The 21,992-nt window shown below is 68.0% G+C and carries 18 protein-coding genes and 1 riboswitch; of the genes, 7 read left to right on the forward strand and 11 right to left on the reverse strand.

Features of this window, described 5'->3' with window-relative positions; genetic code table 11:
* Nucleotides 1-9: 9 nt before the first annotated feature.
* Genes NBE95_RS11460 through NBE95_RS11470 form a run of 3 tightly spaced genes read right to left on the reverse strand, consistent with a single transcriptional unit; the run spans nt 10 to nt 4,648 of the window.
* Entirely contained in the window at nt 10-564 is a 555-nt protein-coding gene (locus tag NBE95_RS11460) for a hypothetical protein (RefSeq protein WP_289895576.1), read from the reverse strand.
* Complete coding sequence (locus NBE95_RS11465; protein ID WP_289895577.1) at nt 561-3,236, reverse strand: glycosyltransferase; 2,676 nt, start codon at nt 3,234-3,236, stop codon at nt 561-563. The genes NBE95_RS11460 and NBE95_RS11465 overlap by 4 nt, the downstream gene beginning before the upstream one ends.
* Nucleotides 3,233-4,648: a DUF6212 domain-containing protein gene (locus tag NBE95_RS11470; protein WP_289895578.1), complete on the reverse strand. Its 1,416-nt coding sequence runs from the start codon at nt 4,646-4,648 to the stop codon at nt 3,233-3,235. Before NBE95_RS11470 ends, NBE95_RS11465 begins: the two co-directional genes overlap by 4 nt.
* A gap of 417 nt (nt 4,649-5,065) precedes the next feature.
* On the opposite strand from NBE95_RS11470, the gene NBE95_RS11475 reads away from it, so the two are divergent.
* Nucleotides 5,066-5,797 carry a sulfotransferase gene (locus NBE95_RS11475; protein ID WP_289895579.1) on the forward strand — a complete coding sequence of 244 codons (732 nt, stop codon included), beginning with the start codon at nt 5,066-5,068 and terminating at the stop codon, nt 5,795-5,797.
* A gap of 195 nt (nt 5,798-5,992) precedes the next feature.
* Entirely contained in the window at nt 5,993-7,465 is a 1,473-nt protein-coding gene (locus NBE95_RS11480; RefSeq protein ID WP_289895580.1) for a nucleobase:cation symporter-2 family protein, read from the forward strand.
* Between the two features lie 21 nt (nt 7,466-7,486).
* Here the strand turns inward: NBE95_RS11480 and NBE95_RS11485 are convergent, their stop codons facing one another.
* Together NBE95_RS11485 and NBE95_RS11490 are read right to left on the reverse strand one after the other, a co-directional pair.
* On the reverse strand, nt 7,487-8,452 hold the full coding sequence (locus NBE95_RS11485) for a bile acid:sodium symporter family protein (RefSeq protein WP_289895581.1): 966 nt from the start codon (nt 8,450-8,452) through the stop codon (nt 7,487-7,489).
* Nucleotides 8,453-8,528: 76 nt separating this feature from the next.
* Nucleotides 8,529-8,975, reverse strand: coding sequence for an Lrp/AsnC family transcriptional regulator (locus NBE95_RS11490; RefSeq protein WP_289895582.1), 447 nt, complete (start codon nt 8,973-8,975; stop codon nt 8,529-8,531).
* A 127-nt stretch (nt 8,976-9,102) separates the two neighbouring features.
* On the opposite strand from NBE95_RS11490, the gene NBE95_RS11495 reads away from it, so the two are divergent.
* From NBE95_RS11495 to NBE95_RS11515, 5 genes are all read left to right on the forward strand, one after another.
* Complete coding sequence (locus NBE95_RS11495; protein WP_289895583.1) at nt 9,103-10,389, forward strand: PLP-dependent aminotransferase family protein; 1,287 nt, start codon at nt 9,103-9,105, stop codon at nt 10,387-10,389.
* A 162-nt stretch (nt 10,390-10,551) separates the two neighbouring features.
* A riboswitch (cobalamin riboswitch) is annotated at nt 10,552-10,764 on the forward strand.
* Nucleotides 10,765-10,899: 135 nt separating this feature from the next.
* On the forward strand, nt 10,900-12,816 hold the full coding sequence (locus NBE95_RS11500) for a TonB-dependent receptor (protein WP_289895584.1): 1,917 nt from the start codon (nt 10,900-10,902) through the stop codon (nt 12,814-12,816).
* Nucleotides 12,810-13,661 carry an ABC transporter substrate-binding protein gene (locus NBE95_RS11505; protein ID WP_289895585.1) on the forward strand — a complete coding sequence of 284 codons (852 nt, stop codon included), beginning with the start codon at nt 12,810-12,812 and terminating at the stop codon, nt 13,659-13,661. The genes NBE95_RS11500 and NBE95_RS11505 overlap by 7 nt, the downstream gene beginning before the upstream one ends.
* Nucleotides 13,658-14,656 (forward strand): iron ABC transporter permease, encoded by a 999-nt coding sequence (locus NBE95_RS11510; protein WP_289895586.1) that lies wholly within the window; start codon nt 13,658-13,660, stop codon nt 14,654-14,656. Before NBE95_RS11505 ends, NBE95_RS11510 begins: the two co-directional genes overlap by 4 nt.
* A 2-nt stretch (nt 14,657-14,658) precedes the next feature.
* Nucleotides 14,659-15,414 carry an ABC transporter ATP-binding protein gene (locus NBE95_RS11515; RefSeq protein ID WP_289895587.1) on the forward strand — a complete coding sequence of 252 codons (756 nt, stop codon included), beginning with the start codon at nt 14,659-14,661 and terminating at the stop codon, nt 15,412-15,414.
* Between the two features lie 14 nt (nt 15,415-15,428).
* Here the strand turns inward: NBE95_RS11515 and glpK are convergent, their stop codons facing one another.
* The 6 genes from glpK to NBE95_RS11545 form a co-directional block, all read right to left on the reverse strand.
* The gene (glpK, locus tag NBE95_RS11520) at nt 15,429-16,919 is read right to left on the reverse strand and encodes a glycerol kinase GlpK (RefSeq protein ID WP_289895588.1); all 1,491 of its coding nucleotides are present in this window, start codon (nt 16,917-16,919) and stop codon (nt 15,429-15,431) included.
* A 65-nt stretch (nt 16,920-16,984) separates the two neighbouring features.
* Nucleotides 16,985-18,706: an ABC transporter substrate-binding protein gene (locus NBE95_RS11525; RefSeq protein WP_289895589.1), complete on the reverse strand. Its 1,722-nt coding sequence runs from the start codon at nt 18,704-18,706 to the stop codon at nt 16,985-16,987.
* 84 nt (nt 18,707-18,790) lie between these two features.
* Nucleotides 18,791-19,216: a DUF2160 domain-containing protein gene (locus tag NBE95_RS11530; protein WP_289895590.1), complete on the reverse strand. Its 426-nt coding sequence runs from the start codon at nt 19,214-19,216 to the stop codon at nt 18,791-18,793.
* Nucleotides 19,216-20,019 carry a carbohydrate ABC transporter permease gene (locus NBE95_RS11535; protein ID WP_289895591.1) on the reverse strand — a complete coding sequence of 268 codons (804 nt, stop codon included), beginning with the start codon at nt 20,017-20,019 and terminating at the stop codon, nt 19,216-19,218. Before NBE95_RS11535 ends, NBE95_RS11530 begins: the two co-directional genes overlap by 1 nt.
* On the reverse strand, nt 20,019-20,906 hold the full coding sequence (locus NBE95_RS11540) for a sugar ABC transporter permease (RefSeq protein ID WP_019351862.1): 888 nt from the start codon (nt 20,904-20,906) through the stop codon (nt 20,019-20,021). The genes NBE95_RS11535 and NBE95_RS11540 overlap by 1 nt, the downstream gene beginning before the upstream one ends.
* Nucleotides 20,906-21,991: an ABC transporter ATP-binding protein gene (locus NBE95_RS11545; RefSeq protein WP_289895592.1), complete on the reverse strand. Its 1,086-nt coding sequence runs from the start codon at nt 21,989-21,991 to the stop codon at nt 20,906-20,908. The genes NBE95_RS11540 and NBE95_RS11545 overlap by 1 nt, the downstream gene beginning before the upstream one ends.
* Between the last annotated feature and the right edge of the window lies 1 nt (nt 21,992).

Here is a 21,992-nt window from a genome sequence, read left to right on the forward strand (position 1 = left end):
TGGGCACGGTCAGGTCAGGGTGATGGCAAGGCGGTCGATGATCAGCCGGGCCGCCGGATGGCGCAGGTGGATGATCACCCGCCGGGCGGTCACCTCCTCGGCAAGCTCCGGCAGCGCCAGCTTGCAGACGGCGACGCCGCCGACGGAAAGATGGCATTCCCGGTGGCCGGTATCCCGCACGGCGCCGCCGTCCAGGAACTCCCGCAAGAAGACATCGGCGATGACGGGCCGATCCGCGGAAAGCTGCATCTCGACATAGCAGGAATCTGTGATGACCTCGCCGGCAAGCGTGCCCTCCAGCGTCAGCCAGTCAGCGCTGCTGCAGCGCAGTTCAACGCCGGAGCCGTTCTCGGCCGCCAGCAATTCGGCGCGGCCGCTGACCGGCAGGCATGCCCCGAAGAACGAGGTCACGTCGTTGTATCCGCCGCCCAAGGCCAGGCGGGGGCGGCCGATCAGCCCGTTCCGCGCCTCGCCCACCAGATCCAGCCGGGTCGATTGCAATGCTTCCAGAATATCTGCCGCCGCGCAGAAATTGCGCATCGCTGCTTCATAGAGAGTCGTCACATCTTGCTCCTGAACACATCAAACTGTCTCTTCCCCCTACCCTCGGCGGCCGGCTCCCCCTGCCGCCGCTTCAGCCATGCCAGCAGGGGCGCGACGGTCAGCGACCAGTCGCGGGCCATGCGGGCGGCATTCTCCGAGATCCGCGTCAAAAGCGTCCGGTCCTTGTCCAGGGCGGCGATCATGGTGACGAAACTGTCCTCGCAACCGGCCTCGGGCAGAATAAAGCCCGTGCTGCCGTGCTGGATCGCCTCGTCCATGGCGCCGACATTGGTGGCCAGCACCACCACGCCGCAGCGCTGCGCCTCGAGCACGGAAAGCGGCAGGCCCTCGTAATGCGAGGGCAGGATCATCACGTCCGTGTCGGCCAGCAAGCGGGTCAGCGCCTCGGGACCGCGCACCGGACCCAGCATCCGGGTGCGGCGCGGGAACGAGAAATCGGCCTCGGCGGTGTCGACGACCGAGCCGCCGGCAATGGTCAGGCTGATCTGCGGCGCGCGCAGCGCCAGGGCATGATAGATCGCCGCCAGGCGGTGAACGCCCTTCTGCGGGTCCAGCCGGCCCATGAACAGCACCCGCAGCGGCGCGGCGGGATCGCGCCGCGCGCGCTCGTCCATCACCTTGCGGGCGGCCCCGGCAGAGAGCGGATAGCCCGGCGCGTTGACCACCGCCATCAGCTTTTCGCGCGGGATGCCGTGACCGTGCATCCAGACCCGCAGCGCCTCGGAACAGGTCAGGACCAGGTCATAGGCATATTCATAGGCAAGGGCCAGCTTGGGCGGGCCATAGCTGCGGCCATAGGCGCTGCGCTCCAGCAGGTGCTCGTGGTCGATCATGGTGATGCCGCGCCGGCGCAGGTGGTCGGCCACCTTGTGCAGCGCGCCGGAATGGGCGTTGATCACCACATCCATCGAGGACAGCAGCCCCATCAGGTCGGCTTTCTCGTGCCAGTTGCCCCAGCTCGGCTCGGCGGTGCCCAGGAACTCGGTCCCGGTCCAGTCGATGGCGCTGGGATCGGGCATCCAGTTCACCGTGGCGAAAGCCTGCAGCGCCCAGCCGTCGGGATGGATCGGCCGGTCGCTGACCGCGACCAGGTGACAGCGGAAGCCGTTCTGCGCCAGCTCGCGCGCCATCGAGGCCACGACCTTCTCGACGCCGCCGAAATCGAAGATCGGCAGGACGAAGGCAAGGTCGCGCTTGCCCGGCTGCTTCAGCAGCGGAAACACCACACCCCCGCCCGAGATCTTGCGGGGGATCTGGACAGCCATGCCGCGGTCCACCGCGCCGCCCTGTTCCCGCCATTCCCAGCGCTGCCCCAGGGCGGCGCGGAAGCGGCTGCGGCTCAGCTGCAGGATGAAGCTGCGCAGCAGTTCCAGCCCGCTGGCGGATTTCTGGTCCAGCCGGGTCATGCGCTCCAGCGCCATCGCCCAGCTCCGCACGCGGAACCGCGAGGGCAGCTGGTCGATGCAGCGCAGCGCATCCTCGTCCAAGCCCATGACCAGGTCATGCACCGCCGTCAGGTCGATCACCACCCCGTCCGCCAGCCGGTCGGGATCGTCGAAAGCATTGCTGATCCGATGGCCGCTGGACGAGGGATCCAGATAGAACAGGTCGAATTGCGGCCGCTCCTCGGCCCGGGCCCAGCGACGCTCGGCATTCCAGAAGAAACTGTGCAGCAGCCGGTGATCCAGCAACCGCGCCGAGACCCCCTCGCGCAGGAACACCAGATAGGCCGGGGCATGGTTGGCGAAAGGCTCGGCGAAATGCGCCATGATCTGGCGCTCCAGCTCCTGCAAGGTGATTTCGCGGCTCTGGCCGGGATCGGTCTGCACGCGGACCGTGTTCCCCTGGCCCTCGACGACCGCGAAGCGCGGGAAGCGCGCCGCCTCGAGTTCCAGCAGCTTCGGAGTGTTGAAAAGCCAGTTGTGCTTCTGTTCCAGATAGCGGCGCAGCTCGGCATCGGCATCATGCGAATTGCTCAGCATGCTGACGGGACGCTTGCGATAAAGCAGCAGGGGCTGGGCGGCGGATTGCCCCCTGAACCCGACCTTGGCGGCCGACAGCCAGAAGTCCCAATCCTCGTAGCCGCGCCTCATGCCCTCGTCGAAACGGATGCCGGCCTCGAAGACCCGGCGGCGGATCAGGCTGCCGGCCTCGCAGATGTTGATCTGGGCGTGAAACAACAGCTCGTGCCGGCGATCGGTGATGTAATGGCCGGCCTGTCCGAAGAAGTCGAAATCGGGATAGAACCAGTCGGCTTGCGGATGGGTGTCGATCAGCCGGCGCATGGTGGCGCCGGCGCCCGGCGCCAGGATATTGTCGGCATCCAGCAGGAAGATGCCCTCGAGCTGCGGATCGGCCTTCAGCGCGGCGTCGATGCCGCGATTGCGCGCCGCGCTCAGCCCGCCATTGCGGCACGACAGCACCTGCATGCTGTCGCCCAGAAGCGTCTGCCAGGCCGTCAGGCTTTCCGACGTTTCGGCATAGCTGCAACCGTCATTGACCGCGATCAGGCGCTGGATCGTGCCCGCCTCGATCTCGCGCTGCACCGAGGCGATGGCATCGTCCAGCAGAACCGGGTGCCCCTTGATGGGGATGACGACGCTGATCGACCGGCTGCCGCCTTGTGCCGCCGCGGCGCTGACCGAGGAAAACACCCGCGGGCCCCGGCTCATGCCGACACCTCGTAGCCTCGGGCGACGTCCGGCCGGTTGGCCGCGGCGGCTGTCGCCCCGCGCGAGAAGCGGAAGCCCCGGAACAGCCCCCAGCTCAGATCGTTCGGCATATCCGTCGCCAGCGAGGCAGCCAGCAGGATATCGGCCTTGCCGGTAATCGGCTCCGCCGGAATGCAATGCACCTGCCCCCAGCCCTGTGCCGGCATGCCGGTCATCCACGGCCCGATGCGGCGCTGCCAGAATCCATCCTCGTCCACCAGCCCATGCGGCGCCACGCCGACCGCGAAATTCAGGCTGGGAGCACGCACATGACCCACGGTGACCAGGGCCGAGACATGCGACAGGCCGGCCAGATCGACGCCGCGGATGATCGCACAGGCCGGGCCGCTGCGCGACGGATGCACCAGAATGGCATCCTCCCTTTCCCAGAAGGCCGTCGATACATGGTCGGTCACCACGGGCGGCTGGGCGAAAAGCTCGGGGCTCGGCAGGCTGGACGGCGCGATGAACTCCGCCTCGTGGATCGAGGCGGCGCTGCCGCTGGACAGGGCCGGCGTGCAGGCGGGCAGCCGGACGCCGCCCAAGGACTGCCAGGCCCGCATGGCCAGGGTCTCGGCGGGGGCGGTTCCGGTGTCCGGGGTGGCGCGGAAGCGCGGGTCGGGAACCGGCTGGCCAAGGCCCAGCGTGATGCTGCCCGGACCCGTCCAGGTCAACTTCAGCCGGCAATCCCGGCCGATTCCGGCGATCGGTTCGGCCAGGCAGAACCGCATCCAGCCGGTTTCCAGCCCCATGTCCGGGCTGACCGCCCGCAGCGGATAGACCAGCCCGGCGGCATCCTCGACCGCCAGGGTCAGGCCGGCGATCACCGGCAGCACCACCTGCGGGAACCACAGGTCGATCGCCGTCAGGCTGACCGCGTTGATCGGCAGGTTCTGAACCACCGTCTGTCCGCTGGACAGCGCCAGCAGCGCGCCCGTCGGCTGCCAACTGAGGGCGTTCGACAGTTGCGGGTTGCCAAGGCTGTAAAGCAGGTTCTCGATGTCGCGCAATCGGGTCTTGATGCCGATGCTTTCCGAGCGAAGCTGCGCCGCCACCGCCCGCGCCTCGCCGATCTGGCGATGCGAGGCGGCGATCTCGCCCAGCAACAGCCGGATCATCTCGGCGCGGCCGGCATCGGGATGGCGCGGATCCAGCTCGATCAGGGCCAGCCGTGCATGCGGGCTGCCGGCCAGCGCCGTACGCAGCTCCTCGGCGTGGCCGGCCAGGGCGATCGCGGCGAGAAACGGGCGATCGACGGGATAATCGGATCCGATCCCATCCTTCCCAAATCCCAGCGCTTCAATTTCAACGTTTTCGGGCAGAAGTCCGCGCGCAAGTTGCTGCACGCGTCCATCGACGATGAACGAGGTCATGGTGCACTCTATTTTTTTTTAAAGCCAAACCGGAGCTGACCTGATCCCCCGGACAGGGGGCTGCAGTTGCTATTTACTCTTCAACTCGCGACAGAGGCATGACAAAGGCCAACACCTTTTGGCAGTGCGATACCGGCTTTTAACCTGACGAAAAGAACAGGTTCAGTCCTAGCGTCAAAGTTGTAGTAGCGCTAGTAGGATCAGCGCCTGGAAGAGTAAATTTTAGGCAACGACCTGCGATTAAAGCAGAAATTTCCTCTGCTGCACGGCAAGGCTGCAAAAGACGATTCGCGCGCGGGGTTCTCCGCCCCGGTCGGGCGCGACCACAGCCGCCGGGTCGACACAGGGCGGCGGCAGGCTTTACCCCTTGCCCCATGCCGGGTTAAGGCTGGCGCAAACCGAAGAGGGCCGGTCCGGATGCCAACCTATCGCCATCTTTTCGCCCCTCGGGACGGCTATGTCTTCGTCGTGACCTATGGCCGTTCGGGCTCGACCCTGACCCAGAGCCTGCTGAACGCGATTCCGGGCTATGCCATCCGCGGCGAGAACGCGAATCTGACGCATCTTTTCGCCAAAGCCATCCATCTGGTGCGCGAGCACGAGATGTTCCGCTGGCGCCGCGAGGATCTCGGGAAGCCACGTGCCGAGCGGCGGCCTTACCTGCAGCCGATCCTCGGCAAGCCCTGGGATCCCTGGGCCGGAGCGGAAAAGGTGAACCCCGACGAGTTCAGCCTGGCGCTGATGGATCTGTTCGTGCGCCAGATGCTGCGCCCGCCCAAGGATTGTCGGGTCTGCGGCTTCAAGGAAATCCGATTCCACGAAGATCCGAGCTTCTTTCGCCACCATCTCGACATCATGCGGGCGGCGTTTCCCAAGACGCGCTTCCTGTTCCAGCGCCGCAACCACGAGGCGGTCGCCAGGTCCAGCTGGTGGGCCAAGCAGCCGCGGGAACAGGTCTTTTCCCAGCTGCGGCTGGCCGAGCGGCTGTTCGCGGATTATATCGCCGAGCATCCCGATTGCACGATGATGCTGGATTACGAAAGACTGGTCTCGGACCCCGAGCATATCCGCGCGATGCACGATTTCCTGGGCGAGCCGATGGATCCCGCTGCGGTCAAGGCCGTGCTGGCACGCAGCCTGAAGCACTAGGGGCGTCTTGCAGATCTCGCGCCGACACCGCCGCGATGATCGCCCAAGGCACAAGACCGGCAGGATCGGCGTGTTTTATACCAATCCTCAACTCAGCTTATAGCTTTCTGTTAAAGTTGCTCCCGGTTTCTGCCGATAAGTTCCGCCCGATCCCGCAGGAGGAGAGCCTGCGCGCGGAGAGAGGGGGAGATGTCCGTGGAGTCAACCACATATCCGACAACCGAATCAAGCCGGCCCGAGGATGAGAAGCTGGGGCCTTTCGCCAATCTGGCCTATGGCTTCCAGCATATCCTGACCATGTATGGCGGCATCGTCGCCGTGCCCCTGATCGTCGGCCAGGCCGCCGGGCTGTCGCCGGCCGAGATCGGGCTGCTGATCACCGCATCGCTGTTCGCCGGCGGCGCGGCGACGCTGCTGCAGACCATCGGCCTGCCCTTCTTCGGCTGCCAGCTGCCGCTGGTACAGGGCGTATCCTTCGCCGGGGTGGCGACGATGATCGCCATTTCGGGCAATGGCGGCATCCAGGCGATCTTCGGCGCGGTGATCGCCTCGTCGTTTCTGGGACTGCTGATCACGCCGGTCTTTTCGCGCATCACGCGCTTCTTTCCGCCGCTGGTGGCCGGCATCGTCATCACCACCATCGGCCTGACGCTGATGCCGGTGGCGGGATCCTGGGCCATGGGCGGCAACCGCGCCGCCGCCGATTACGGCAGCCAGGCCAATATCCTGCTGGCCGGGGTGACCATGCTGATCGTGCTTTTGCTCAGCAAGGTGGGCAATGCGGCGATCTCGCGGCTGTCGATCCTGCTGGCCCTGGTGATCGGCACCGTCATCGCCTATGCCTTCGGCATGACCGATTTCTCGCGCGTGGCCGAGGGGCCGGTCTTCGCCCTGCCGCAGATCTTCCATTTCGGCTATCCGACCTTCGGGGTCGCGGCGATCATCTCGATGTTCATCGTCATCCTGGTGACGCTGGTCGAAACCTCGGCCGACATCTTCGCGGTGGGCGAGATCGTCGAGACCAAGGTGGATTCGCGGCGCCTGGGCGACGGCCTGCGCGCCGACATGCTGTCGAGCATGCTCGCGCCCTTCTTCGGCTCGTTCACGCAAAGCGCCTTTGCCCAGAATGTCGGCCTGGTCGCGGTCACCGGGGTCAAGAGCCGCTATGTGGTGGCGACCGGCGGGCTGATCCTGGTGGCGCTGGGGCTGCTGCCGGTCATGGGCCGGGTGGTCGCGGCGATCCCCAGCCCGGTGCTGGGCGGGGCCGGCATCGTGCTGTTCGGCACGGTCGCGGCCAGCGGCATCCGCACCCTGTCGCGGGTGGATTACGCCAACAACATGAACCTGATCATCGTCGCCAGCTCGATCGGCTTCGGCACCATCCCGATCGTCATCCCCAGCTTCTACGACCAGTTCCCGGCCTGGGTCGAGACCATCTTCCATTCCGGCATCAGTTCCTCGGCGCTGATGGCGATCACGCTGAACCTGCTGTTCAACCACCTGACGGCCGGCAATTCCGACCAGCCCTCGGTCTTCGGCGCCGCCTCGGAACGGACGATCCGCTATGCGGATATCGCCCAGCTCCGCGATGGCGATTACTATGCCGACGGCAAGCTGTTCGACGCAGAGGGCAACGAGGTGCCGCTGATCCGGGCCGGGGGCCACTGATCCCCGGGGCCGGTCCCGCGCTCACATCCGGGCGCGGGCCTGCCTTTGCGCGATGGCCGAGCAGACCAGCAGCTGGATCATGTGATAGATCATCACCGGCAGCACGGTGACGCCGACGGTCGCCGCCGGAAAGATCGCCGTCGCGATGGGCAGGCCGCTGGCCAGGCTCTTGGTCGAGCCGCAGAAGAACAGCACCGCCCGATCCTCGGGCGGCAGGCGGAACAGCCGCCCCGCCCCCAGCATGATCGCCATGGCCAGCGCCAGGAACAGGCTGACCACCAGGAAGCACAGCACCAGCCCTGGGGCCGGGATCGAGGACCAGATGCCCGCGACGGTGCCCGCGCCGAAGGCCGAATAGACGATCAGCAGGATCGAGCCGCGGTCCACCACCATGGTCAGCAGCCGGTGGCGCTGGACGAAGCCGCCGATCCAGGGCCGCAGCAACTGGCCGGCCACGAAGGGCAAAAGAATCTGGAGGGCGATCTTTTCGACGGCGTCCAGGCTGACCCCGCCGCCTTCCTGATGCAGGATGCGCGTCACCAGCAGCGGCGTCAGCACCACCCCGGCCATGTTCGACAGCGAGGCCGCGCAGATCGCCGCCGGCACATTGCCCCCGGCCATCGAGGTGAAGGCGATCGAGCTTTGCACCGTCGAGGGCAGCACCGCCAGGAACAGCAGCCCCAGGGTCAGCTCCGGTCCCAGCACGCCGCCGAAAGCCGCGGCCAGGAGCAGGCCCAGCAGCGGGAACAGCGCATAGGTGGCGCCGAAGGTCAGACCCTGCAGCCGCCAGTTCAGCAGCCCGGCCCGCACCGAGGCCGGGTCCAGCTTGGCGCCATAAAGGAAGAACAGCAGCGTCACCGCCCAGAAGGTCGCGATGCGCAGGGCCTCGGCCGCCATGCCGCGCGCCGGCAGCAGCAGGCCAAGCAGGACCATGCCGAGCAGCAGCAGCATGTAGGTGTCGATGCCGATCCTTTTCAAAGCGTTCATCGCGATCCTCCCGACTGGCCGCGGTTCTGATACACATGGCCGGCGGATACAAGCGAGCCGGGCCGGCCAGGGCCGCTCAGTCCAGCCCCTGTTTCAGGATCACCATGGTCGAGGTCTCGCCCACCGCGGGAATACGCTGCAGCACGTCGCGGATGAAGGTACCGAGCGCGTCGATGTCGCGGACCTGCACCCGCAGCATGTAGTCGATATTGTTGCCGGTCACCAGGAAGCACTCGGCCACCTCGGGCCGGTCGCGCAGCGCGGCCAGGAAGCCGGCATTGTCCTCGGGCCCGGTCCGGGCCAGCCGGACGGCGATCAGCACGCTGATGGCCAGCCCCAGCGCCTGCGGGTCGATCCGCGCGGCATAGCCCTTGATGACGCCCGCCTCCTCCAGCCGCCTGACCCGTCGGCCGCAGGGGGTGGGCGACAGGCCGACCCGCTCGGCCAGGTCGAGGATCGAGATCCGCCCCTCGGCCCGCAGATGGGTCAGGATGCGATGGTCGATCGCGTCAAGCTCGGTCATGGTGAATCCCGCCAGGATAATGGCAATTCATAGGGAGTTGCAGCGCAAAGGGGAAGTATCTCGCGACTCTTTGCAGGGACATCCGCCGTCGGCGCGGTTATCCTCTGCCGAGGATCACGAGGATGCCATGCCCGCACATGCCCCTGCCCCCCATACCCCTGCCCCCCATGCCGCCGCGCCCGACGCCCCCATCGCCCCGGCCCAGCCGCAGGCCGCCAGCCGCCGCGGCTTTGCGCCATGGCTCGCGCAGACCAATGACGTGACCTCGGTCTTTCTGGCCGCCGGGCAGATCCCGGATCTGATCAATCTGGGCGGCGGCCTGCCCGAACCCTCGCTCTGGCCGGTCGAGGAGCTGGCCGACCTGGCCGCCGAGGTGATCCGCAGCCACCCGGCCGAATCCCTGGGCTATGGCCCGATCCCCGGCCTGCCGGCCCTGCGCGAGCTGATCGCGGCGCGGTGTTCGACCCCCGACCTGCGGCTGACCCGCGACAACGTGCTGATCACCACCGGCGGGATGCAGGCGCTGGAGCTGGTGGGAAAGGTGCTGCTGCAGCCCGGCGGCACGGTCGCCGCGCAGAGCCCGGCCTATCTGGGGGCGCTGGACGCCTGGCGGCCGCATGCGCCGCGCTATCGCCCGATGCGGATCGAGCGCAACGACCACGACCCGCGCGCCGCGATGCAGGGCGCGCAGTTCGCCTATACCGTGCCGAATTTCTCGAATCCCAGCGGCCGGCTGGTCTCGCTGCCCGAGCGGCAGGCGCTGGTCGCCGCCGCCCATGAAACCGGCACCTGGCTGATCGAGGACGACCCTTATGGCGTGCTTTATTACGAGGGCGCGCCACTGCCCCGGCTGCTCGACCTCTCGGCGGCCGGCCATCCCGGGCCCTATGCCGGGCCGGTGGTCTACATGGGCTCGCTGTCCAAGGAACTGACCCCCGGCCTGCGCATCGGCTGGGTGGTCGCGGCGCCCGCGATGATCGCGGCGCTGGCCACCGCCAAGCAGGGCTCGGACATGTGCACAAGCGGGCTGTCGCAGATGCTGGCGCTGCGGGCGCTGGAAGGCGGCATGACCGAGCGGATCCGGCCCGCGATCCTGTCGCTTTACCGCGCGCGCCGCGACGCGCTTTGCGCGGCGATGCGCGAACATCTGGCGGGCGATCTGGACTGGCAGGTGCCGTCGGGCGGCATGTTCGTCTGGGCCACGGCCCGCGACCCGCGGCTGGATACCGACCGGCTGCTGCAGGCGGGGCTGGCGCATGGCGTCTGCATCTCGCCCTCGAGCGTCTTCGACCCCCAGGGCCAGGACCGCCGCTCGCTGCGGATCAACTTCACCCTCAACCCGCCCGAGGCGCTGGAGGAAGGCTGCCGCCGGCTGGCCCGGGCGATCCGCGCCACGCTGGCAGCGGCGGAATGACGCAGCCGCCGGCGGGCCGTCGCCGGGGCGGCGGGTCCGGGCGGGAAAAGCTGCGGCCAGATCGGTATTTTCCGGGGCACGGGGCCTTTGCCGCGCCCCGGCCGGCCCCCGGCCGGCAACCGGCAGCGGCACGGCGCGCTTGACAGGACGGGCTGCGCTGCGGCAATGCGGGGCCGCTACGGTTTCCGGCGCTGCCGGATGAAAAGGGAACATCGGTGCGCCTTGGGCCGCGACGCGGACCGGGCAAGGCCGGGGCTGCCCCCGCAACTGTATGCGGTGAGCGAAGGCCGCAGGCGCCACTGGGGGCATCCCGGGAAGGCCGGCCCGAGCAATGATCCGCAAGCCAGGAGACCTGCCGCAGCGATCACCCATTCCCGGCGCGGGGCGCGCCCGGAAAGCGGCCGTTCCGCAGAGGTGACAGTCTCCGTGCTGCGGCCGGGCTGCCCTTGGCCTTTCCGCAGGACAGTTCTGCAAATCGCGGGCCAAGCCCCGCGCTGGAAAGGCTTTGGAATGTTCAGAACCCGGGTTTCCCTGCTTGCCGCCACCGCCCTGCTCCTGCCCGCCGCCGCCCTGGGCCAGGACGCGCAGCAGCCGGTGATGCTGGATACGGTCGTGCTGTCCGGCGGCCTGTCGCCGGTCGTGGAAAGCGCCTATGGCCGCGCCCACAGCATCCTGACCGCCGAGGATCTGCAGGCGCGCGGTTTCGTCACCGTCCAGGACGCGCTGCGCGACCTGCCCGGCCTGGCCGTCACCTCGACCGGCGAGACGCTGACCAAGGTCCGCATCCGCGGCGGGGAATCCAACCATGTGCTGGTGCTGATCGACGGGGTCGAGGCCAATGCCCCCGGCAGCGGCGACTATGTGTTCAGCGGCCTGCTGACCGAGGATATCGAGCGCATCGAGGTGCTGCGCGGCCCGCAATCGACGATCTACGGCGCCAATGCCGCCGCCGGGGTGATCTCGATCACCACCCGCCGCGCCGCCGCCCCGGGACTCAGCTATGGCGGCGGGGTCGAGATCGGTGGCCAGGCCACCCGCGCCGCCAGCGCCTATGTCCGCGCCATGGGCGAGCGCGGCCAGATCAGCTTCTCGGCCGCGACGCGCCATACCGATGGCGAGGACGCCTCGCGCACGCCGGGCGGCGATACCGAGTTCAACGATCGCGAGACCCTGACCCTCAGCGGTTCCTATACCATCAGCGAGGCGGTGACCGCCGGCTTCACCCTGCGGCGCAGCTGGCAGGAATACGGCTATGACGCATCCCGGTTCGATCTGGTCGATTCTCCCGACGACTACGTGATCGACACGCCGCACACCGCGGACCGGAATGAAACCTACGGCTCGCTCTGGCTCGAGGCCGAGGCACTGGCTGGCCGGTTGCTGAACCGATTCTTCATCGGGGGGATGAACCAGACCACCGATCATTTCGACGCCGGCGTGCCCGATTATGACGATGCCTCGCGGCTGCGGGATTTCCGATATACCGCTACCTGGGCGCTGGACGGCGGCCATGCCCGCGACGCCGCGCAGAAGCTGAACCTGGCCCTGCAGAAGAAGCGCGAAAGCTACGAAAGTTTCTTTGCACCCGGCGGCCGGTTTGAACGCGACACCAAATCGGTCGCGTTGGAATATCAGGGGCAGTTCGACAACGGCATCGGCGTCCAGGCCGGGCTGCGGCGGGATTTCAACGAGGATTTCCGCGACGCGACCACCTGGAACATCGCCGGCGCCTGGCAACTGCCCGGGCGCGACCTGCGCCTGCGCGCCGCGGCCGGAGAGGCCACCGTCAATCCCGACATGTTCCAGCTTTACGGCTATACGCCCGGCACCTATCACGGCAACCCGGACCTGACCCCCGAAACCAGCCGCAGCTATGAAATCGGCGCCGATCTGGACTTCGCCGCCGGCCGCGGCCAGCTCGGCGCGACCCTGTTCACCAGCAAGGTCGAGGACATGATCGCCGGGGCCGGCGAAACCTCGGTGAACGTCGCCGGCACCAGCACCCGCAAGGGTTTCGAGATCGATCTGGAATACGAAGCGGCGGACTGGCTGCGGCTGGGCGCAACCTATACCTATACCGATGCCCGCACCGAGAACGACACGCCCATCACCCGCCAGCCGCGCCACCGGCTGGGGCTGCGCGCCACGGGCGATTTCGCGCAGGGTCGCGGCACGGTCACGGCCGATCTGCGCTATGTCGCCGGCAATTACGACGAGGAATGGTTCAACACCGCCTGGCCCGACCTTCCGGCCACCACCGAACTGCCCGATTACGTGACCGTGAACCTGGCCGCCGGCTATGACCTGACCGGGAATGTCCGGCTGACCGGCCGCGTCGTGAACCTGTTCGACGAGGATTATTCCGAAGCCTGGGGCTATTACGGCCAGGGCCGCACCGTTTACGCGGGACTGACGGCGCAATGGTAAGGCGGCTTCGCCTGGCCGCCTGCCTGTTGGCCGGCCTGTCCCTGCCCGGCCTGTCCCTGCCCGCCGCGGCCGAGCCGCCGCGCCGGGTGCTGTCGATGAACCTGTGCACCGACCAGCTTGCCATGCTGCTGGCGGCGCCGGGGCAACTGGTCTCGGTCTCGTATCTGGCGCAGGATCCCACCGCCTCGGCCATGGCCGAGGCGGCGTCGCGCCTGCCGGTCAATCACGGCCTGGTCGAGGAGATCTTCCTGGCCCGGCCCGACCTGGTTCTGGCCGGCGGCTGGACCGCGCCGGGGGCGATCCGGCTGCTGGAACGGCTGGATGTCCCGGTCGAGGTCTTCCCGGTCGAGACCGACATCGCCGGCATCCGCGCCAATATCCGCCGTATGGGCGAGGTGCTGGGCCGCGAGACGGCGGCCGAGGCGCTGCTGGCGCGGTTCGACGCCGATCTGGCGCGGCTGACCGATGCACCGCCCGGCCCGCGCCCGCGCGCGGCGCTTTATGCGGTGAACGGCTACAGCTCGGGCTCGGCCAGCCTGGCCGGGCAGATCGTGACTCTGGCCGGCTTCGACAATGTCGCCGACACGCTCGGGCTGCCCGCGGGCGGCGTCCTGCCGCTGGAGACGCTGCTGCTTGCGGAGCCCGACCTGCTGGTCGAGGGCCGCCGCTATCCGGGCAGCGCCCGCGGGCAGGAGGTGCTGGACCACCCGGCCTTGCGGGCGCTGACCCGGGGGGCGCCGGCCGAGGTGATGACCGATCCCGAATGGGTCTGCGGCACCCCCTTCATCCTGCGCGCCGTGGCGCAGTTGCGCGACGCCCGCCTGTCGCTGGAGACGGCGCGATGACCGCGCCGCGTCAGCCGCTGCTGATCGCCGCGCTGTCGCTGCTGGTCGCGGCGCTGTTCCTGGCCTCGCTGCTGACCGGCCCGGCCGGGATCGGCGCCGGCCAGAGCCTTGCCGCGCTGCTTGGCCGCGGCGACGAGATGCTGGTCCTGGTCATGCGTGAGCTGCGGCTGCCGCGCGCCATCCTGGGCCTGCTGGTCGGCGCGGCGCTGGGGATGTCGGGCGCGGTGCTGCAGGGCTTCCTGCGCAACCCGCTGGCCGAGCCGGGGCTGATCGGCACCAGCGCCTCGGCGGCGCTGGGGGCGGTGCTGGCGATCCAGACCGGGCTGTCGGCCGCCTTTCCGCTGGGCCTGCCGCTGGCGGCGCTGGCCGGCGCGGCGCTGTCGGTGCTGCTGGTGCTGGCGCTGGCCGGGCCGCGCGGCGGCACGCTGGCGCTGATCCTGGCCGGCATCGCCATCTCGGCCCTGGCCGGGGCCGGCACCTCGCTGGTGCTGAACCTGTCGCCCAATCCCTTCGCCGCCAACGAGATCGTGTTCTGGATGATGGGCTCGCTGGCGGACCGCTCAATGCTGCATGTCTGGATCGCGGCGCCGTTCATGGGCTTGGGCTTCGCGGTGCTGTGGCCGACGCGCCGCGCCCTGCAGGCGCTGACGCTGGGCGAAGATGCGGCCGCCTCCAGCGGCGTGCATCTGGGCCGGCTGCGGCTGATGCTGGTCGCGGGCATCGCCGCGCTGATCGGCAGCGCCACGGCCGTGGCCGGGACGGTGGGCTTCGTCGGACTGGTGGTGCCGCATGTCCTGCGCCGCGCCGTGGGCGCCAGCCCGGCGCGGCTGGTCCCGGCTTCGGCGCTGGGGGGCGCGGCGGTGGTGCTGGCTGCCGACATCGCCGTGCGGCTGATCGCACCGGGTCGCGACCTGAAGCTGGGGGTGCTGACGGCGCTGGTGGGGGCGCCCTTCTTCCTGCACCTGATCCTGAAAACCCGGCGCGAGGGGCTGTGACCATGCTGGAGCTTCGCGCCCTGTCGCTGCACCGCGCCGGCCGCCCGGTTCTGGACGGCATCGACCTGCGCCTCGGCGCCGGCGAGTTCGTCGGCCTGCTGGGTCCGAACGGCGCCGGCAAGACCACGCTGCTGCGCGCCGCCCTGGGACTTTTGCCGGCGCGGGGCCACAGCTCGCTGGCGGCGCTGCCGGCGCGCGAACGCGCCCGCGCCGCCGCCTATATGCCGCAGGGCCGCGAGATCGCCTGGCCGATGCCGGTCGAGGCGCTGGTGGCGCTTGGCCGCATCGCCCATCCGCATTCCGCAGGCAGCGCCGACCGCGCCGCCATCGAACGCGCCATCGCCGCGCTGCACCTGGCCCCGCTGCGCCACCGCCGCGCCACCGAACTGTCGGGCGGCGAGCAGGCCCGCACGCTGATCGCCCGGGCGCTGGCGCAGGAAACGCCGCTGCTGATCGCCGACGAGCCGATCGCCGGGCTGGACCCGGCGGCGCAGATCGACGTGATGCGGCTGTTCCGGCAGCTGGCCGAGCAGGGCCATGCCGTCCTGGCCTCGCTGCACGACCTGGGGCTGGCGGCGCGGCATTGCACGCGGCTGGTCATGCTGCACCAGGGCGGCATCGCCGCCGATGGTCCGCCCGAGGCGGTGCTGACCGCCGAAAACCTCGCCCGGGTCTTCGGCATCACCGCCCACCTGGTGCAGGGGCCGGACGGGCTGATGTTCCAGCCACTCGACACGCTTCGGGGCGGCGCGCTTTAGCCGCCCCCGCGGGATCAGCCGGCGGCGGCGATGGTGGCCTGGACGGCCCTTTGCCAGCGCGCATAGCGGGCCTCGCGCACAGCCTCGGCCATGATGGGCTCGAAACGGCGCTCCAGGGCCCAGTCGCGGGCGAACTCCTCGGGGGACGGACACAGGCCCGCCCCCAGGCCGGCCAGATAGCCGGCGCCCAGCGCCGTCGTCTCGGTCACGCGCGGCCGGTCCACCGGCGCGCCGAGGATGTCGGCCAGGAACTGCATGGTCCAGTCGCTGGCCGCCATGCCGCCATCGACGCGCAGCACGCCCTGCGCGGCATCCGGCCAGTCGGCGCGCATGGCTTCCAGAAGATCGCGGGTCTGGAAACCCACGCTCTCCAGCGCCGCGCGGGCGAACTCGGCCGGGCCGGAATTGCGTGTCAGCCCGAAGACCGCGCCCCGGCATTCCGGCCGCCAATAGGGCGCCCCCAGCCCGGTGAAGGCCGGCACCAGCAGCAATTCCTGCGCCGGGTCGGCCGCCTCGGCCAGCGGCTGGGTCTCGGCGGCGTGGCGGATGATCTTCAGCCCGTCGCGCAGCCATTGCACCACCGCCCCGGCGATGAAGATCGAGCCCTCCAGCGCATAGGTGGTGCGGCCGTCCAGCCGATAGGCGATGGTGCTCAGCAGCCGGTTCTTCGACGCCACCATCTTCTCGCCGGTGTTCAGCAGCGCGAAGCAGCCGGTGCCATAGGTCGATTTCATCATGCCCGGCGCGAAACAGGCCTGGCCGACCGTCGCCGCCTGCTGGTCGCCGGCAACGCCAAGAATCGGGATCTCGCGCCCGAACAGGTCGGCGCGCGTGGTGCCGTAATCGCCGGCGCAGTCGCGGACCTCGGGCAGCAGCGCCATGGGGATGTCCAGCAGCGCGCAGATTTCCGCGTCCCAACGGTTCTCGACGATGTTGTAAAGCAGGGTGCGGGCGGCATTGGTGGCGTCGGTGGCATGGACGCGGCCCCCGGTCAGGTTCCAGATCAGCCAGCTGTCCACGGTGCCGAAGGCCAGCTCGCCGCGCTTGGCACGGTCGCGGGCGCCGTCGATATTGTCCAGAAGCCAGCCCAGCTTGGTGCCCGAGAAATACGGGTCGAGCAGCAGCCCGGTGCGGGCCGCGATCACCGGCTCATGTCCCTCGGCCTTCAGCCGGTCGCACAACCCGGCGGTGCGGCGGTCCTGCCAGACGATGGCGCGATGCAGCGGCTGGCCGGTGCGGCGGTCCCAGATCAGCGTGGTCTCGCGCTGGTTGGTGATGCCGATGGCGGCGATGTCGCCGGCATGCAGCCCCGCCTTTTCGACCGCCGCCCGCGCCACCCCGGCCACGCTGACCCAGAGGTCCGACGGGTCATGCTCGACCCAGCCCGAGGCGGGGAAATGCTGCGGGAATTCCTTTTGCGCCGAGGCGACGGGACGCAGCCCGGCGTCGAAGACGATGGCGCGCGACGAGGTGGTGCCCTGGTCGATGGCAAGGATATGGGTCATGGCGGTTCGTCGATCCCCGAGAGGCAGAGAAACGGGCGAGGCAGGGCCCCGCCCGTCAAGGCAGATTACTGCCAGGACTTCAGCAGCTCGTCATAGGAGATCGTCTCGCCCTGCGGCTTCTCGTTCTCCAGCGGGCCGACGGGCGAGCCCTCGGCGTCCAGCCATTCCTGCGCGTCCTTCTCCTCGTTCAGCTTCGGCCCCAGGTCGCCCTGCACGCCGGAACGCTCCAGCCGGGCCAGCACCCGCTCTTGTTCGGCGCAGAGCGAATCCAGCGCCTCTTGCGGGGTCTTGGCGCCCGACAGCGCGTCGCCGATGTTCTGCCACCAAAGCTGCGCCAGCTTCGGATAGTCGGGGATGTTGGTCCCGGTCGGCGACCATTGCACGCGGGCGGGCGAACGGTAGAACTCGACCAGGCCGCCAAGCTGCGGCGCGCGCTCGGTGAAGGACTTGTCCTGGATCGTCGATTCGCGGATGAAGGTCAGCCCGACATGGGATTTCTTCACGTCCACGGTCTTCGAGGTCACGAATTGCGCGTAAAGCCAGGCGGCCTGCGCGCGATCCACCGGCGTCGATTTCATCAGCGTCCAGGAGCCCACGTCCTGATAGCCGATCTTGGTGCCCTCGGCCCAATAGGCGCCGTGCGGGCTGGGCGCCATGCGCCATTTCGGCGTGCCGTCCTCGTTCATCACCGGGGTGCCGGGCTTGACCATATCGGCGGTGAAGGCGGTATACCAGAACATCTGCTGGGCGATGTCGCCGCGCGCCGGGACCGGGCCGGCCTCGCCGAAGGTCATGCCCATGGCTTCGGGCGGGGTGTATTTCTTCAGCCAGTCGATGGCCTTGGTCACCGCATAGACCGCCGCCGCGTCATTGGTCGCGCCGCCGCGCGCCACGCAGGAGCCGACGGGGCGGCTGTTTTCATCGACGCGGATGCCCCATTCGTCGACCGGCAGGCCGTTGGGTTCGCCCTTGTCGCCCATGCCGGCCATGGACATCCAGGCATCGGTGTAACGCCAGCCAAGGCTGGGGTCCTTCTTGCCGTAGTCCATGTTGCCCCAGGCCTTCTTGGGGCCGCCCTCGATATAGGACATGTCGCGGCCGGTGAAGAACTCGGCGATGTCCTCATAGGCCGACCAGTTCACCGGCACGCCCAGGTCATAGCCATACTTGGCCTTGAAATCGTCCTTGGTCTTCTGGTCGTTGAACCAGTCGTAGCGGAACCAGTACAGGTTCGCGAACTGCTGGTCGGGCAGCTGATACAGGTCGCCATCCGGCGCGGTGGTGAACTTCAGCCCGATGAAATCGGGCAGGTCCAGGGTCGGGCTGGTGAAGTCCTTGCCCTCCTCGGCCATCCACTTGGTCAGGCTGCGGGCCTGCTGATAGCGCCAATGCGTGCCGATCAGGTCGCTGTCATTGACATAGGCGTCGTAGATGTTCTCGCCGGTCTGCATCTGGGTCTGCAGCTTTTCCACCACGTCGCCTTCGCCGATCAGGTCGTGGGTGACCTTGATGCCGGTGATGGCGGTGAAGGCCGGGGCCAGCACCTTGGCTTCGTATTCATGCGTGGTGATGGTTTCGGACACCACCTTGATCTCCATCCCCGCCAGCGGCTGCGCGGCGTCGACGAACCACTGCATCTCCTTTTCCTGGTCCTCGCGCGAGAGCGAGGACAGATCCCCGATCTCGGCGTCGAGGAATTTCTTCGCCGCCTCCATGTCCGCCCAGGCGGGCGCGCCCATGACCAGAAGCGCAAGCGCCATGGCCGTGGTCCTTTGCATCGGTCTCATGTTTTCCTCCCTTGGAATGAGACGTTGATCCTATCGCGAGCGCCCCGGGGCAATTGCCGCTGCCCTGGGGCTGTTCGAACCCGGTCATACCCAGCGGAACACCGCCGCGGCATAGACGAGGCAGAGCGCAAGCCCCCACCACAGCGGCGGGCCTGCGAAGAACAGCCAGCCCAGGCAGATGAAGGCCGAGCCGAGAAGCGAGATGAACAGCCGGTCGCCGCGCGTCGTCTCGATGCGCAGGATGCCGAGGCGCGGGGTCTCGGGAAACCGGATGGCCAGGATGGTGAACAGCACCAGCAGGCTGGCGATCACCCAGAAGAACAGCGCCACCGGAAAGGTCCAGGCCATCCAGCCGCCGGGGACCATCGGCGCGGTCCAGTCCCTGGCGCCGTCCGCGACCGGCGTGGCCCAGACCAACAGGGCCAGGATGGCGGCCATCACCAGGGCGGCCCCGGCATAGATGGCGGGCCAGGCCTTGCGTCGGTGCGTCGGGATGGCAGCGTCGGACATCAGACCCTCCCCAGGGCAAAGCCCTTGGCGATGTAGTTGCGGACAAACCAGATCACCAGCGCGCCGGGGATGATGGTCAACACCCCCGCCGCCGCCAGCACGCCCCAGTCCATGCCCGAGGCCGAGACGGTGCGGGTCATCGTCGCCGCGATGGGCTTGGCATTCACGCTGGTCAGGGTGCGCGACAAAAGCAGCTCGACCCAGCTGAACATGAAGCAGAAGAAGGCGGCGACCCCGATGCCGCTGGCGATCAGCGGCATGAAGATCTTCACGAAGAAGCGCGGGAAGCTGTAGCCGTCGATATAGGCGGTCTCGTCGATCTCCTTCGGGACGCCGCGCATGAAGCCTTCCAGGATCCAGACCGCCAGCGGCACGTTGAACAGGCAATGCGCCAGCGCCACCGCGATATGGGTGTCGAACAGCCCGATCGAGGAATAAAGCTGGAAGAAGGGCAGCGCAAAGACCGCCGGCGGCGACATGCGGTTGGTCAAGAGCCAGAAGAACAGGTGCTTGTCGCCCATGAAGCTGTAGCGGCTGAAGGCATAGGCGGCCGGCAGCGCCACGGCGATGGAAATCACCGTGTTCATGACCACATAGATAATGGAGTTCACGTAACCCATATACCAGCTGGGATCGGTCAGGATCACCCGGTAGTTCCGCAATGTCAGGTTGTGCGGGAACAGGCTGAAAGTGCCGGTGATCTCGGCATTGGTCTTCAGGCTCATGTTGAGCAGCCAATAGATCGGGATCAGCAGGAACAGCAGGTAAAGCACCATGACGATGGCCGAGGGTCTGACGCGCATCACATGGCCTCCGGGATGTCGGACTGGCTGCGGTCCATATTGGTCATTACCGTGTAGAACACCCAGGAAACCAGCAGGATCACCAGGAAATACATCAGGCTGAAGGCGGCGGCCGGGCCCAGGTCGAACTGCCCCACCGCCATCTTCACCAGGTCGATGGACAGGAAGGTGGTCGAGTTGCCGGGTCCGCCGCCGGTGACGACGAAGGGCTCGGTATAGATCATGAAACTGTCCATGAAGCGCAGCAGCACCGCGATCAGCAGCACGCCCTTCATCTTGGGCAGCTCGATATGGCGGAACACCGCCCAGCGGCTGGCCTGGTCGATCTTGGCCGCCTGGTAATAGGCCTGCGGGATGGATTGCAGCCCGGCATAGCAAAGCAGCGCCACAAGACTGGTCCAATGCCAGACATCCATGACGATCACGGTGATCCAGGCGTCCAGCGGGTCGTTGGTGTAGTTGTAGTCGAGCCCCAGCACCGCCAGCCCCCGGCCCAACAGGCCGATATCGGTGCGGCCGAAGATCTGCCAGATCGTGCCGACGACATTGAAGGGAATCAGCAAGGGCAGCGCCATCAGCACCAGCACCAGGCTGGACCAGAAGCCCTTCTTGGGCATGTTCAGCGCCACGAAAATGCCCAGCGGCACCTCGATGGCCAGGATGATGGCGGAAAACAGCGCCTGCCGGCCCAGCGCCTCGTGCAGGCGCGAGGAATGGACCATCTCGTCGAACCATTCCAGCCCGGCCCAGAAGAACTCGTTGTTGCCGAACGTGTCGTTGAAGGCGTAGTTCACCACCGTCATCAGCGGGATCACCGCCGAGAAGGCGACGATCACCAGCACCGGCAGGACCAGGAACCAGGCGCGGTTGTTCTGGGTCTTGTCCATCAGGCGGCCCCCTCTTCCTGCGGCGCGACGCGCCAGTCGTCGGCATAGACGTTGATCCTGCCCGGCGCGAAGGCGACCTGCGGCAGGCCCTCGACCGGCATGCCCTCGGGCATGACCACGTTCAGCGGCCGGCCGGCCACTTCGCCGCGCACCAGGCGGTGGCGGCCCACATCCTCGACGCGGCGGATGGTCAGCGGCAGCCCGCCGCTGGCCACCAGCGTGGCATGTTCGGGACGGATGCCGATCTGCACCCGGCCGGCGACCGGGGCGTAATGCCCGCCCAATGCCACCGTCTCGCCGCCGGGCAGCAGGGCGCGGTCGCCCCGCAGCTCGGCGTCAAGAAAGTTCATCCCGGGCGAGCCGATGAAATAGCCCACGAAGGTATGGGCAGGCTTCTCGAACAGTTCCTCGGGCGTGCCCATCTGCACCACCCGGCCTTCATACATGACCACGACCTTGTCGGCGAAGGTCAGCGCCTCGGTCTGGTCATGGGTGACATAGATCATGGTATGGCCGAACTGGCGGTGCAACTGCTTGAGCTGGGTGCGCAGCTCCCATTTCATCTGCGGGTCGATGACGGTCAGCGGTTCGTCGAACAGGATCGCGTTCACGTCCTCGCGCACCATGCCGCGGCCAAGGGAAATCTTCTGCTTGGCGTCGGCGGTCAGGCCCTGCGCCTTGCGCGACAGCATCGCCTCCATGCCGATCATGCGGGCGATCTGGTCGACGCGCGCCTTGATATAGGCCGCGTCCTTGCCGCGGTTCTTCAGCGGGAATGCCAGGTTGTCGCGCACGGTCATGGTGTCGTAGACCACCGGGAACTGGAACACCTGGGCGATGTTGCGCTCGGCCGTGGGGGCCCCGGTCACGTCGCGATCGCCGAACAGCACCCGGCCGTGACTGGGGGTCAAGAGGCCCGAGATGATGTTCAGCAGCGTGGTCTTGCCGCAGCCGGACGAGCCCAGCAGCGCATAGGCGCCGCCGTCCTGCCAGACATGGTCCATTTCCTTCAGCGCGTAATCCGCCTCGGACCGCGGATGCGCGAGGTAGCTGTGGGCAAGGTTCTTCAGCGTGATCTGTGCCATG

It is taken from the genome of Paracoccus sp. TOH (assembly GCF_030388245.1).
GTDB classification, from domain to species: Bacteria; Pseudomonadota; Alphaproteobacteria; order Rhodobacterales; family Rhodobacteraceae; genus Paracoccus; species Paracoccus simplex.

Bases quoted from the DNA above. Each gene is read 5' to 3' on its own strand.
- NBE95_RS11465 (WP_289895577.1), bottom strand. From the start codon at position 3,236: ATGAGCCGGGGCCCGCGGGTGTTTTCCTCGGTCAGCGCCGCGGCGGCA.
- NBE95_RS11470 (WP_289895578.1), bottom strand. From the start codon at position 4,648: ATGACCTCGTTCATCGTCGATGGACGCGTGCAGCAACTTGCGCGCGGA.
- NBE95_RS11475 (WP_289895579.1), top strand. From the start codon at position 5,066: ATGCCAACCTATCGCCATCTTTTCGCCCCTCGGGACGGCTATGTCTTC.
- NBE95_RS11485 (WP_289895581.1), bottom strand. From the start codon at position 8,452: ATGAACGCTTTGAAAAGGATCGGCATCGACACCTACATGCTGCTGCTG.
- NBE95_RS11490 (WP_289895582.1), bottom strand. From the start codon at position 8,975: ATGACCGAGCTTGACGCGATCGACCATCGCATCCTGACCCATCTGCGG.
- NBE95_RS11495 (WP_289895583.1), top strand. From the start codon at position 9,103: ATGCCCGCACATGCCCCTGCCCCCCATACCCCTGCCCCCCATGCCGCC.
- NBE95_RS11500 (WP_289895584.1), top strand. From the start codon at position 10,900: ATGTTCAGAACCCGGGTTTCCCTGCTTGCCGCCACCGCCCTGCTCCTG.
- NBE95_RS11505 (WP_289895585.1), top strand. From the start codon at position 12,810: ATGGTAAGGCGGCTTCGCCTGGCCGCCTGCCTGTTGGCCGGCCTGTCC.
- NBE95_RS11510 (WP_289895586.1), top strand. From the start codon at position 13,658: ATGACCGCGCCGCGTCAGCCGCTGCTGATCGCCGCGCTGTCGCTGCTG.
- NBE95_RS11515 (WP_289895587.1), top strand. From the start codon at position 14,659: ATGCTGGAGCTTCGCGCCCTGTCGCTGCACCGCGCCGGCCGCCCGGTT.
- glpK (WP_289895588.1), bottom strand. From the start codon at position 16,919: ATGACCCATATCCTTGCCATCGACCAGGGCACCACCTCGTCGCGCGCC.
- NBE95_RS11525 (WP_289895589.1), bottom strand. From the start codon at position 18,706: ATGAGACCGATGCAAAGGACCACGGCCATGGCGCTTGCGCTTCTGGTC.
- NBE95_RS11530 (WP_289895590.1), bottom strand. From the start codon at position 19,216: ATGTCCGACGCTGCCATCCCGACGCACCGACGCAAGGCCTGGCCCGCC.
- NBE95_RS11535 (WP_289895591.1), bottom strand. From the start codon at position 20,019: ATGCGCGTCAGACCCTCGGCCATCGTCATGGTGCTTTACCTGCTGTTC.
- NBE95_RS11540 (WP_019351862.1), bottom strand. From the start codon at position 20,906: ATGGACAAGACCCAGAACAACCGCGCCTGGTTCCTGGTCCTGCCGGTG.
- NBE95_RS11545 (WP_289895592.1), bottom strand. From the start codon at position 21,991: ATGGCACAGATCACGCTGAAGAACCTTGCCCACAGCTACCTCGCGCAT.